General features: G+C 26.1%; 18 protein-coding genes and 1 riboswitch. All 18 genes read right to left on the reverse strand.

Annotated elements, in window-relative coordinates:
- Window positions 1–18: 18 nt before the first annotated feature.
- Window positions 19–552 (reverse strand): helix-turn-helix domain-containing protein, encoded by a 534-nt coding sequence (locus ABNT63_RS09785; protein ID WP_348735583.1) that lies wholly within the window; start codon window positions 550–552, stop codon window positions 19–21.
- A 115-nt stretch (window positions 553–667) separates the two neighbouring features.
- A complete protein-coding gene (locus ABNT63_RS09790; protein WP_348735584.1) occupies window positions 668–1489 on the reverse strand; it encodes an HAD family hydrolase in 822 nt (273 codons plus the stop codon).
- A gap of 43 nt (window positions 1490–1532) precedes the next feature.
- The gene (gene metK, locus ABNT63_RS09795; protein WP_348735585.1) at window positions 1533–2684 is read right to left on the reverse strand and encodes a methionine adenosyltransferase; all 1152 of its coding nucleotides are present in this window, start codon (window positions 2682–2684) and stop codon (window positions 1533–1535) included.
- 108 nt (window positions 2685–2792) lie between these two features.
- Window positions 2793–2898: riboswitch (SAM riboswitch) on the reverse strand.
- A 51-nt stretch (window positions 2899–2949) separates the two neighbouring features.
- Window positions 2950–3888, reverse strand: coding sequence for a hypothetical protein (locus tag ABNT63_RS09800; protein ID WP_348735586.1), 939 nt, complete (start codon window positions 3886–3888; stop codon window positions 2950–2952).
- 16 nt (window positions 3889–3904) lie between these two features.
- Window positions 3905–4705, reverse strand: a complete 801-nt coding sequence (locus tag ABNT63_RS09805; protein ID WP_348735587.1) for a TIGR00282 family metallophosphoesterase — start codon at window positions 4703–4705, stop codon at window positions 3905–3907.
- Window positions 4706–4717: 12 nt separating this feature from the next.
- A complete protein-coding gene (ylxM, locus tag ABNT63_RS09810) occupies window positions 4718–5038 on the reverse strand; it encodes a YlxM family DNA-binding protein (RefSeq protein ID WP_348735588.1) in 321 nt (106 codons plus the stop codon).
- Entirely contained in the window at window positions 5038–6024 is a 987-nt protein-coding gene (gene ftsY, locus ABNT63_RS09815; RefSeq protein WP_348735589.1) for a signal recognition particle-docking protein FtsY, read from the reverse strand. Before ftsY ends, ylxM begins: the two co-directional genes overlap by 1 nt.
- Window positions 6025–6053: 29 nt before the next feature.
- The gene (locus ABNT63_RS09820) at window positions 6054–6320 is read right to left on the reverse strand and encodes a hypothetical protein (RefSeq protein ID WP_348735590.1); all 267 of its coding nucleotides are present in this window, start codon (window positions 6318–6320) and stop codon (window positions 6054–6056) included.
- Between the two features lie 9 nt (window positions 6321–6329).
- The gene (locus tag ABNT63_RS09825; RefSeq protein ID WP_348735591.1) at window positions 6330–6506 is read right to left on the reverse strand and encodes a hypothetical protein; all 177 of its coding nucleotides are present in this window, start codon (window positions 6504–6506) and stop codon (window positions 6330–6332) included.
- Window positions 6507–6514: 8 nt separating this feature from the next.
- Window positions 6515–6940, reverse strand: a complete 426-nt coding sequence (locus tag ABNT63_RS09830) for an alcohol dehydrogenase catalytic domain-containing protein (protein ID WP_348735592.1) — start codon at window positions 6938–6940, stop codon at window positions 6515–6517.
- A 217-nt stretch (window positions 6941–7157) separates the two neighbouring features.
- Window positions 7158–7916 carry a hypothetical protein gene (locus ABNT63_RS09835; RefSeq protein ID WP_348735593.1) on the reverse strand — a complete coding sequence of 253 codons (759 nt, stop codon included), beginning with the start codon at window positions 7914–7916 and terminating at the stop codon, window positions 7158–7160.
- A 348-nt stretch (window positions 7917–8264) separates the two neighbouring features.
- Window positions 8265–8603 (reverse strand): hypothetical protein, encoded by a 339-nt coding sequence (locus tag ABNT63_RS09840; RefSeq protein WP_348735594.1) that lies wholly within the window; start codon window positions 8601–8603, stop codon window positions 8265–8267.
- A gap of 23 nt (window positions 8604–8626) precedes the next feature.
- Window positions 8627–8947 carry a hypothetical protein gene (locus ABNT63_RS09845; protein ID WP_348735595.1) on the reverse strand — a complete coding sequence of 107 codons (321 nt, stop codon included), beginning with the start codon at window positions 8945–8947 and terminating at the stop codon, window positions 8627–8629.
- 57 nt (window positions 8948–9004) lie between these two features.
- The gene (locus ABNT63_RS09850) at window positions 9005–9151 is read right to left on the reverse strand and encodes a hypothetical protein (protein ID WP_348735596.1); all 147 of its coding nucleotides are present in this window, start codon (window positions 9149–9151) and stop codon (window positions 9005–9007) included.
- 271 nt (window positions 9152–9422) lie between these two features.
- Entirely contained in the window at window positions 9423–10196 is a 774-nt protein-coding gene (locus ABNT63_RS09855; protein ID WP_348735597.1) for an NYN domain-containing protein, read from the reverse strand.
- A 109-nt stretch (window positions 10197–10305) separates the two neighbouring features.
- Window positions 10306–10449, reverse strand: coding sequence for a hypothetical protein (locus tag ABNT63_RS09860; protein WP_338990102.1), 144 nt, complete (start codon window positions 10447–10449; stop codon window positions 10306–10308).
- A 141-nt stretch (window positions 10450–10590) separates the two neighbouring features.
- Window positions 10591–11022: an SsrA-binding protein SmpB gene (gene smpB / locus ABNT63_RS09865; RefSeq protein WP_348735598.1), complete on the reverse strand. Its 432-nt coding sequence runs from the start codon at window positions 11020–11022 to the stop codon at window positions 10591–10593.
- A 13-nt stretch (window positions 11023–11035) separates the two neighbouring features.
- The gene (rnr, locus tag ABNT63_RS09870) at window positions 11036–13153 is read right to left on the reverse strand and encodes a ribonuclease R (protein WP_348735599.1); all 2118 of its coding nucleotides are present in this window, start codon (window positions 13151–13153) and stop codon (window positions 11036–11038) included.
- Window positions 13154–13197: the final 44 nt, after the last annotated feature.

A 13197-nucleotide genomic window follows, 5' to 3' on the forward strand; every position in this document is an offset into this window, starting at 1 on the left:
TGCTCCTTTTCTAATCTTTTAAAATATTGGTGGTGTTGAAATTCATAATACCTCAACAACTTCATTTGTTTCATTTTTTAAATAGTGTTGATTATTACCATATAAATAAAAACTATCACGAGTATCTGCTGTTTGTACTTTTTGCCCAGAATAAACTAACACTGTTCCTTTCAAAACATAACCAAAAATCTGACCATCAAATGGTAATATCCGTTCTGATTCTCCTTGCGGCTTAATTTGAATTAAAATTGGTTCTAATTCATTTACTTGCGCATTAGGAACTAATCATTCAATTCGATAATCATTTTGTTCAACTTCATAATGTTCTTCTGCTGCATAAACGAATTTTCTATTTTTTTCTTGTTTAAAAAAATCTGCTAAGTTGGTGCCTAAAACTTCTAAAATACTTTCTAGTGTTTCAATACTCGGAGAAGAAATATCGCGTTCAAGTTGACTAATAAAGCCTTTCGTTAATTCACAACGATTTGCTAATTCTTCAATTGTTAAATTATTTTTTTGACGTAATAGTTTAATTTTCTCTCCTAGTAACATAGACAACCCTCCTTTGGTAATTTTGTTTAGTTATACTAAACTTTTTGTTTTTAAATTACGACCACATTAATTATAAAAAAAACAAAAAAAATATCAATAGTTTTGATGATATTTTTTATTTTTTAAAATATTTATTAATTGCTTTTGCTACTCCTGAGCGACGATAATGGGCAGTTGTATCATCAGAAATAGTTTTAATATCCGCTTTAGCATTTCCCATCGCAATTCCAACGCCAGCTCATTTTAACATTTCATAATCATTTGAACCATCACCCATCGCAATAATTTCTGCTGGTTGAATATTATATATTTTAGCAAGATATTCTAAAGCATCTTTTTTGTCACTACCCTTTGGACTAATTTCTAAATTTAAACTTTGATTTGGCAAATATGACCAATCAAAAATATTAAATTCATATTTTACTAAAAGTTTTGCTTTAAATTTTTGAACATTCTCTTTTTTACCATTAACAACAAACTTGTAAGCTTGGTCATGTAAAGTAGTAGGATCATACACTAATATTCTTTTTCGTTTTGTGTGAAAACTCATTCATTTAGTCATCAAACTATGCTTAGTATTAACATAAGCAAAATGTTCATTCTTAACGGAATATGCTCATAATTGAATTTTACACTCATTAGCAAGATAAAAAACATTGATTAATTCATCATTAGAAAAAACATTTTGTTGAAGAATTTTTTCTTTCGCAAAATCATAAATTATGCCACCATTAAAACCAATTACTAGCATTTTATTTTCAATAATGCCTAATTTTTTTGCAACTTTTCTAATCGCACCAATACTACGCCCAGTTGCAATAATCACTTTAATCCCATTTGCCAATGCTCACTTAATTGCTACAACATTTTGCTTTGAAATTCGATTTCTACTTGCTGTTGTACCATCCAAATCAAGAGCAATTAACTTATACTTCATTAGTTTTTCTCCTCTTATTCTTTATGTTAATTATATCTAAAAATTAAACACCTGGTAAATATTTTATTAAACTTTGAACTTTATCTAATCTTTCTCATGGTAGTTCAGTATGGTAACGACCAAAATGCCCATAAGTTGCCGTTTGTTGATAAATTGGTTTTTGTAAATCTAACATTTCAATCATTGCTTGGGGACGAAAATCAAAATTTTCTTTAATCGCCTTCAATATAATATCATTTGCAACAAAATTAGTTCCAAATGTTTCAACAAAAATTGAAATCGGTTCAGCAACTCCAATCGCATAAGATAATTGAATCTCACATCGTTTAGTTAATCCTGCCGCAACAATATTCTTTGCAACATAACGAGCCATATATGCTGCTGAACGATCAACTTTTGTTCCATCTTTTCCTGAAAAAGTACCACCACCATGCCGTGCATAGCCACCATATGTATCAACAATAATTTTTCGCCCTGTTAACCCAGCGTCACCTTTTGGTCCACCAATTACAAATCGACCAGTTGGATTAATTAAAACTTTAAAATCTAAATTCATTTTAAATTCTTGCACAACTGGTTCCATAATTTCCGTAATAACAAAGTGTTTAAATTTAGCTTCATCAATATCTTCATCATGCTGAATTGACATTAAGATTGTATCAATATAAATATATTTAGCATTTGTTATGTCTAACGTTACTTGTGATTTCATATCTGGTCGTGCCCCAATAAACATTCCTTTTTTACGTAGCATACTTGCTCGCTTTACTAAAGCATGAGCAATAGAAATTGCTAACGGCATATAATTATCTGATTCATTTGTTGCATAACCAAACATAATTCCTTGGTCCCCAGCTCCAGCTTTATCAACACCAAGTGAAATATCTGGTGATTGTGTTTTAACTAATATTTCAACTTCACAAGTTTGTCAATCAATTCCTCATTCTGCATCATTATAACCAATTTCTTTTAATACTTTACGTGCTACATTGGCATAATCAACTTTTGCTTTTGTTGTAATCTCACCACCAATAATAACCCGGTTTGTTGTAATAAAGCATTCACATGCTACCCGTGATAAGGGGTCTTCTTTTAAGCATGCATCTAAAACAGCATCTGAAATTTGATCACAAATCTTATCAGGATGCCCTTCTGATACTGATTCTGATGTAAATAAAATTCGCTCTTTTCCCATCTTTTTCTTCTCCTTAATCATAAATAAAACCACATCAGAATAATGTGGCATTAATAACAATATTTTTACATATAAATTAATAGTTAAGTTCTATTCAATAACTAATAAATCTTATTGGTAGCATATCATTTTGCCCTGCTAAAAGCACCTTCTAGTTAAATATAGGGTTGCTAGTGGATCATTGCTTAGCGTACTAACCACTTCTGAATAAGTTTTATGTTGTTACTTGACAACAAGTATATTATAACTTAAAAATTAGTTAATTTTAATTTAAATTAATTATTTCGGTAAGAATTTCAACACTAATATTTTGATTAGTGAATAAGTAATGTTTTGCTGTTTCAATTTTTTTTATTTTAACTAGCCCATTATTAATTAAAGTTACTTGTTTTGTATCATAAAATTTATCAACCTCTGCTTGTAATATTAAAGTTTTTACTTTAAGATTATTAATTTGTTTTACTATCTTTTTATTAAGATAATTAAATTGTAAAATTTGATTTAAAAAATAAGTTTGTTCTTTTTCCATCATTAAAGTACTATAATCTTCATTTTGACTTAAAAGTTGATAATCAATATGAATTTTAAGAGTTTTGTTTAAATTAAATAAAAAACCAAATCCAATCCCAATTTTGCTAATCATTGAAAATTTTATTCCATTTAAATTTGTAATTGGATTAACAAAAACAACTTTTTCAATTAATGGTTTTTGTTTCAATAATAAATTAATTAAACCACATGAAAATCCTTCTAATAATAAAATAATTCTTTGTTGTTCATATTTATTTTTTAATGCTGTAATTACGTCAATAATATCATTCACTAAAACTCCAACATTTTTAATACTAGTTGGCACATTATCTCCGACATTGCGTTGATTAAAACCAATTACTGAAACTTTATGCTTAGCTCATATTTCATTATTAATTAAACCAGTAAAATTTTCCTTACTACCGTATAAATCATGAACTGCTAAAATAATATCCTGACCAGTTTTATCAATTGTTCCTAATGTTGATAATTCATATTGATCAGAAGTAAGAAAGTGTTTATGTTCGATATATTCAGGTAATTGAATTTCTCCTCGTTTTGTTTTCTTGTTTAAAAGACGATAACAACGTAGAAAAAAATAACAACACAAAAAAATTCCTAGAATAATACAAACAACAATAATGATTACACTCGTTTTAATTAAACTAGTCATTTAAGTTACTCCTTTATTATCCTAAAAAATCAGCTTCATTTTTTGGATGAATTAAAATTCGTTCAATTTTCACTGCTTGGTTAGTTTTATCATCTACTTGTAATCATACCGCTGAAAAAATTAATTTATCATTTTCAGCTGCTGGTTCAAAACGCACTGGTAAACCAGTTTTTTCCTTAAGAATAATTTCTTCTGGATTTGCCCCAATAATTGAATTATAACTACCACACATCCCAACATCGGTAATATATGCTGTTCCTTTTGGCAATATTCGATTATCTGTTGTTTGAACATGAGTGTGCGTTCCAAAAAAACCAGTAATAATACCATCATAATTCCAAGCAAAAGCTAATTTTTCTGCACTAGCTTCGGCATGAAAATCAACAAAATAAAGCTCACTATCATCATTATTAATAATTTCTTCAAAAATTGTGTATGGATTATCTACTGGGTCCATAAAACTACGACCCATTAAATTAGTCACACGAATTTTTTTATTATTAATCTTAATAACAACTGTGCCTTTCCCAGGTGTAAACGAATTCATATTTGCTGGTTTTAATAAATCATTTACTTTTTCAATATAATTTAAAACTTCTGGATTACGAAAAATATGATTTCCGGAAGTAATAATATTAATCCCCATTTCTTTTAATTCATTATAATGATGCTTTGATAATGATTTCCCATGGGTAGTATTTTCACCATTTGCAATAATTAAATCAAGCTTATATTTTTTTATTATTTGTGGCAAATATTTATTAACAGCTGTCCGTCCAGCTTGTGCATAAATATCACCAATCATTAAAATATTCATTTTAGTTTCTCCTTAATCACTATCAATTTTTTTTAATTTTTTTATTAATCCAGCACATTCCTTAATATTTTCAAATTCTTGATAAATGATATCTCGCTGATGTTGCTTATAACCTAATTGTAAGTTATTTTCAAATTTATGCAAAGCATTTGTGATTTTTACCAATGAATCATAAACAGCATTACGCGAAACATTTTTTAACCCTGCAATTTCACTTAATGAATAATCATTAAAAAAATATAATTCAAAATATTCTCTTTGCTTTGTTGTTAATAATTCCCGATATAATTCATATAAAAGAATTAACTCATTTGATTTTTCTAAATCTTTCATTATTCTATTTCCACTTCATCCTTGTTAAATAAATCTTTGGTTAAATTATAAATATATTGCTCAATATCAAATTCTTGTAAATCAGTTGGTTGCTCACCCAAACCAATTAACTTAACGGGAATATTTAATTGGTCCTTAATTGCTAAAACAACGCCTCCTTTAGCCGTACCATCCATTTTTGTCAAAACAATCCCACTAACATCGGTTACCTCCAAAAAATTCTTTGCTTGTGAAATACCATTTTGACCAGTAACCCCGTCAATTACTAATAAGGTTTCATGTGAAGCATCGGGAATTTCGCGTTTAATAATACGATTAATTTTATTTAATTCATTCATTAAATTAACTTTATTTTGTAAACGTCCCGCTGTATCAATAATAATAATATCAACTTGTTCTTTTTTTCCTTTAATTAATCCATCATAAATAACACTAGCTGGATCTTGCCCTTCTTTTAACGGTTTAACAATATTAACATTTAAACGTTCTGCTCATTTATTTAATTGTTCAACCGCCCCTGCCCGAAAAGTATCACCAGCAACTAATAGGACCTTTTTCTTTTGATCAAGAAATTGTTTTGTTAATTTAGCAATAGTTGTTGTCTTACCGGCACCATTAACACCAACCATCAAAATAACATTTAAGCGCTGGTCTTTAATATTTAATTTATTTTGTTTACTTTTTGGATCATTATATAAATCCATAATTACTTCAACCAAATAATCATTTGTGTCCTCAATGCTTCAACCTTTTCGTACTTTTTTACGAATTTGATTAGTAATTTGTAAAACCATATTCATTCCCATATCACTTGCAATTAAAATTTCTTCTAATTCTTCTAAGTATTGATCATCATATTCTTTATATTTATGTGCTAATTTTTTAATATCATTAGAAAAGGTTAAACGTGTTTTACGTAACGCCTTTTCTAATTTAATTTGTTTTTTTTCTTCACGTTTTGCTTTTAATTTTTGAAAAAAACCCATTTCTTTCCTTCACCCTATTCTATTGCTTGTTATAATTTCACAACAACTTTAAAAATATCTGTCTCCATAAAAGTTTCATATGCTTTTAATACTTCATTTCTATTAAAAGTTTTTGATACTAAATACTTCGGAATAATTTCCTTATTTTTAATTTTTAATACAAGTTCTTTTAAAATATAACAATTTAAAATTCTGGTATGAATAGTAATATTTTGATTTCATAATTGTTGTAAGTTAAAGACAACTGGTTTTTTAAAAACACCAATTGTAATAATTGTACCATTAAAATTAATCATTTGTTGTGCCTACTCAAAAGTACCCCGGTCATTACCTACACATTCAATTACTAAATCATATTTAATATCAAAAGTAGTTAAAGTACTATCATAAATTTTATGCGCCCCCATTTTTTTAAAATAATTTAATTTTTGACTATGATGACTATAAATATCAATTTTTTTATTATATTTATTTAATAACAATAAAATGCCTAAACCAATTGGCCTCCATCACCAATAATAGCAATATTATTAATTTGTTTTAAATCAATTTTTTTAATAACATTTTCATATCCTGTTGGTAACACATCGCTTAACATTAAAGCATCAGTTAAATTCATTGTTTTTGAAATTTTAATAACACTATTTTTCCCATAAGGAACATGAGCATATTCAGCATGCGTTCCATTAATTTTAGTTCCTAAAATAAAACCACCATTAGTACAATTAGCAAATGCTTTTTGTTCACATCATTGACAAATATTACAATGAGTAACACATCCAATTGCAACGCGATCACCAATTTTAAGATTTGTAATATCAGCTCCAATTGCTGTCACGACGCCAACTCCTTCATGCCCCATAATTGTGTTAGGAACAACACTATTATCATGCCCCGAATATGAACAATAATCCACATGTGAAAAAGTAAATCCCTCAATTTTAACAATAATATCTGTTGCTTTTTTAATAATTGGCTCGTTAGTTTCAGTTCATTAAATTTTCTTTTTTCCTTGAAAAATTAATGCTTGCATTTTCTTTCACTTCACTTTCTACTTATGATTATACCGAAATAATAATGATGTTAAACAAAAAAGAATAAGACTAAATAACTTTAACCTAATTATTTTGATCTTATTTTTCAACTTGTAAGGTACCTCGTTCAAGTTCTCCTGCAACATTAGGATCAATTAAATCCGTAAATAAACGTTGACGAGGTGTTCTTAAATTAAAATATTGACGTGAATTTTTTCGAATTAATTCTTGATTCTCATTAGTTAAATTCATAAAAACACAGGCATCAGTACAAACTGGTAAATTATTAAACATAATAACTTCTGCAGCATATATTTCTGCTAATTGCACAATATCCTTAATATCTTCATCAAATGGAACAATAAAACTCTCTTCTAAATCGTTAATTCTTTCAATTGATGGATCATTCGCAATCCCAATGCCAATTCTAACCTCACGGACAGCTTGATATTTTTCATATAATGTATAATTAATAATTTTAACAGTTGTATTAATATAATTAGCAATTTCAATTAAATAATTTAAATCCCCATCATCTTCGTATAATGCCAAATAAATATTTTCATGGCGATGAATTCCAATAATATTTTCACCCATTTTTAAAGAATTTAAAATAGTTTCTTCTAAACTATTTATAATTCATTGATAAGTATTTTTATCATATGCTTTTTTAATTTCTTTTTCATTAATAAAACGAACAACAACTGATGAAACAGATTGACTTTTATCTTCTTTTAAATAAAAAGGTGGTAATTGTAAATTTGATAATGCCACACAATTACGATATTCATCAAATCTGTTTTTACTATAAACATATTCTTTTAATATTTCAATCGTTTGTTGCGGTTCTCACTTCACATTGGTTACCTATTATTATAAATTAATTAAGTTAATTATATCATAAAAAGCCCTAAATTAAAGGCAATTATTAGGTTATAGTTTAAAAACCATAACCTTTTAAGTCTTTAAAATAAATTTAGAAGGAAGAACATAATAGGTCGCATGTAAAAGATTGGGGTTTTTGTTTTTAAATATTATTTAGTTCAATAAAATAAAGACATTTTTTTCTTGTTTTTATAAAAAACCCCAATTTTCTTTATACGACCACATATACCAAACATTATTTTAAAGTTAACTTTAGTAAGAACATAATTTAATTATTAAAAAATTCTTCTTATAAAACTTTTTATTTTGTAAGAAGAATTTTTAATTAGATATATGATAATTATATTTATTTTTCAATGTATGATAAAAATTAGAAATAGATGTTATCACATCATTGCTTAATTTTTTATTTTTAATTTTTCCTTCTCATTCTTTAATCATATTGTTATTAACTTCTTTTAAAAAGTGCTTTGCAAAAAGAATAAATTGGTCTGAATTATTATTTTTTTCAACAAGGTCTAAGGCAAGACTTCAATCAATTCTATTTAATATTCATTGTCATATTTCTTCACTACGGTCAACAGATAACCGGATTATCAACATCATTTTAATAAATAATACTTGATATTCTTTTGAAGCTTTTTTCAATAATTTAAACATTTTTTTTAACTTGTCTTTGATATTTAAAAGTTTGAAAAAAATAAAAGTATTTCTTTAAAATTTTCTGGTTTTTCGCTTTCTACTTTTTCTTGTTCAAGTTCAGTAAAAGTTTTTTTACTATTATTAAATATTTCATGTTTTAAACTAATAATATTATTTAATAGTTTTTTAACAAAATTATCTGCCAATTGTTTAGACGATGTTCTTTTTTCTATCTTCTTTTGATTATTAATCTGCTTATTCTTTAATAATGTCCAGTAATTAAAAATTACATCATAAAATTCATTTTTAATAAATCCATTAATAAATTTTGCTTGTAATTTTTCTTTATCTTTATAAGTCATAATTTTCCTCCTAAACATTATTATTTTCATATGACTTTTTTATTTTAAAAGCATCTTTTAACTAATATCATGTTCATTGGAGTTTGTTATTTCCCCTTCCATTCTTTCATATGATTGATCTTTATTACTTTGTTTAAATAATTTTATAAAACCATTAATCGCATTGTCAATTGTGGAAGATGTTTTGTTTATTAGAATTTCCATTATTCTTGAATGATTTTCTATTAACTTTTTATGTATTTCATCAATTTTTACTTTATTTAGTTGATTATTTTTATTAGCAATAAAAATAAATATTGAAGAAATAATTGTACTTATGAATGATAACTAAGCAACAATAACGGTAACTATTTCTCCCGTACTCATTTCTACTTCCTCTCTTATTTATACTTTTATTATAACTTCTAACAGTTTTACACTCATATATTAACTAAAAAATAATATATTTCCTTATTATTAATCATATTTATTATAATTATTTCTTCTTTTGTTTTAATTTTATATATAAAATTCCTTTCTTTTCTTTAAAATCATAATTGTCTTCAAAATTGTTTTTAAAAAATAATGAAGATTTATTATTTTGTGCCCCATAATTTTTGGGATTAAAATCTGGAATTTTTCGAAGTAAATTTTCAATAATTATAGAAAACTGAGTAAACCCATCATTATTTTTATCATTTTCTTTAATTATTGAATTTACTACCTCAATTAATTCTTTTTTTTTACCTTCTACTATTGTTTTATTTACATTATTTTTAGCACTACTTTCTTTTTTATTTTCTTGAGGTTTTTTCTCATTAATTTTTTTAGCATTTAAAATTTTATTAACACTTATGAATCTATGATAAAGTTTTTTATATTCTTGAGATTTTTCTAAATTTCCTGCACCAATAACTGTTTTATTTTTCTGTTTAATTCTTCTTACAATTGGAGTAAAATCTAAATCATTAGTTGCCAAACAAAAACAATCAACATAATCTTTTCTTAATCATTCCATTACATCCAAAGCAATTCTAATATCAACCGCATTTTTACAATTTGAATATGTAGTCTCAACAATAAAATCATTAAAACCATATTTTTTCCCTTTTTCATATATGTTTTTATCATCTGTATTAGAATAAAATGCACCTTTATAAATAACATTTCCCATTTGTTCTAACTCATCAAATAAAATATTTAAATGCTCATCACTATTAAAATTATCAAAATCAATCATTAAAACTATTGTTTTATTAGTTATTTCCATACAAGATATTCACCTTTATTATGGAATTTTCAATCATCCTAGTTAATTTTTAATACTTATAAAGTTTAAAATAATATTATAAATTAAAAAGTTTATTTATTTACTTTTTCTAACTTCAAGGTTTTCCTATTTTCTTTTGTGTATGATTATCCTTAGAACTACAATTAGAACAGTTGGTACAAAATTCACCATCAGTTCCTAAGCAAGAACAATTACAAGCATAACAACCTTGTGGGTGTTGTTTAGGATTCATAATTTTAAAACTCCTTCTTATATAAAATATTATTTAATAAATTATTATTACTAATTAGCAAATAGCAATATCATACTTTTTATTAATTTTAACATATTTAATATCAGAAAAATAAAATTTCTAAAATTAACTTTTTAAAAATTAATATTTCCGACGTAAACGCTCATTATCGCGTTGCTTAATTGTTTCTCGTTTATCATAATTCTTCTTCCCACGAACTAAAGCAATTTCTAATTTAGCATAATTATTTTTAAGATATAACTTTAATGGTACTAATGTTAAACGTTCTAATTTAATTCGTTGCAAAATTTTTTTAATTTCTTTTTTATGCAAAAGTAATTTTCTAGTCCGATCAGCATCTGATATATATGATGTTGAAAATTTATATTGAGCAATTATCATATTGATAACAAAGGCCTCATTTTTTCGAATAATAACAAAGGCCTCATTAATTGATACATCATTATTACGAATTGACTTAATCTCACTGCCTGTTAAAACAATACCAGCTTCATAGGTTTCAATAATTTCATAATTATACCGTGCTTTTTTATTAACTGTAATTGTCAACATTAATATCAACTCCTTAATCAACTAGTTCAAAATCAATTTGCCGTAATTTTTTACTTGCTTTCTTTACTCTAATTCGTACTTTTTTTCCTAAAAAATATTCTTTTCGTTTCCGTTCTCCAATTAATTTTAAACTTTTTTCATCAAAAACGTAATAGTCATTTTTTAAATCAGTAATATAAACCAATCCTTCAATTGTATTTGGTAATTCAACGAAAATTCCAAACGAAGTAACTCCTGCAATAATGCCATCATATTCATAGCCAATTTTATCTTCCATATATTCAGCTTCTTTCATTTTGTCAACTTCTCGTTCACATTCCATTGCCCGTAATTCTGCAAGGAATGACTGTTGACTAGCATGACTAACAAAAGTTCGCGTTTGTTCTAAATCAGTAATTTTAACTTTTCCTTGAAATAAATATTCTTTTAATAAACGATGAACAACTAAATCAGGATAACGCCGAATTGGTGAAGTAAAGTGCGTATAACATCAAGATGCCAGTCCAAAATGGCCATCATTAATAGCACTATATTTAGCTTTTTCCATACTTCGTAATATTAAAGCTGAAATAACTTTAAAATTTTCCTTATCCTTTAACTTATTTAAAATTTGCTGTAAATCTTTAGAATGAATATTTTCTAACTTACCTTTAATATTTAAACCTAAATAAGATAATTGCGTATACAAATCAAACAATTTTTTTGGTTTTGGCTTATCATGCACACGATAAACAAATGGCAAATCCATTCAATAAATTGTTTCGGCTACCGTTTCATTAGCGCGAATCATAAAACTCTCAATCAATTTTTCTGCATCAGCACGCTCTCGCACAACAATATCTTTAATCTTACCATTTTTATTAACAATAAACTTTGGTTCATCTAAATCAAAATCAACAACCCCATCATGTTCTTTTTTTAAAACTAAAATTTGATATAACTGTTGCGCTAAAAGCAACATTTGAGCAATTTCATCTGAGATTTGATTTTTTTCTTGACAGAATAACTTATTAACTTCATCATAAGTTAATCGCGCTTTTGAAATAATGACAGCTTCATAAATACTAGAATTAACAACATGTCCCTTCTTATTAATTTCCATTTCACAAATTAATGTTAATCGTGGTTCAAAAGGATTTAACGAACAAATCCCATTACTTAATTTTTCCGGTAACATTGGAACAACCCGGTCAATTAAATAAACTGAACACCCTCGATCAAAAGCTTCTTTATCAAGATAACTATTCTGTGGAACATAATGTGCAACATCAGCAATCGCAACCAATAATAAATAATTACCATTTTGATTTTTTTTAACTAAAATAGCATCATCAAAATCTTTTGAATCATTCCCATCAATTGTAACAAACATTTTTGCTTGTAAATCACGGCGTGATTTATCTGCTAACATTCTTGCAACATCAACATCTTGTTTAATTTGATTGGCTTCATTTAATGTTTCTTCATTAAATTTAGTACGAATATTAAATTCATGTAAAATAGCCAAGACATCAACACCGACTTGATTAGTATTACCAATAATCTCAATGATTTTAACTTGCATTAAATTGTTTTTACTATTAATATTTGTAATGATTCCCTTTACAATTGTATTTTCAATTGCATCAGCTAAATTAATAATTTCAGCACGATATTGCGTTAATTTATTATTTAAAATTTCTAAATATTTTTGTTGATGACGATTCTTTTTAATAACTCCAATTACATATTCATTATTTCGCTTCAAAACTTTAATTACTTGTGCTTCTGCTTTTTTAGAATTATTATCATTTTTTTGTTTTTTTAAAATAAACAAAACTTGATCTTGGTCTAAGGCATTATTTAAATCATCTTGTTTAACATAGTATTCTTCTTGGTTTTCACTAATTTTAATAAAACCAAAACCTTTTTTATTAATGCTAATAACTCCTCGTAAATAAATTTTTAGATCAAAATAATAGAACCGATGTTGTTGTGTGACCCCAATAATATTATCATTTTCTAATTCAACCAAAACTTTTAACATCATTTTATTATCATTAATTTTATTAATATCTAATAACTGTGCTAATTCAATCGTATCAATTGGTTTTGTTTGTTTTTTTAAAATAGCTACAATTCGATCATGCATATACCTTTCCCCTAAATGAAAAAAGAGACATTTTTAAATCTCTT

It is taken from the genome of Spiroplasma endosymbiont of Ammophila pubescens (genome assembly GCF_964020965.1).
In the GTDB taxonomy this organism is placed as follows: Bacteria; Bacillota_I; Bacilli_A; order Mycoplasmatales; family Mycoplasmataceae; genus Spiroplasma.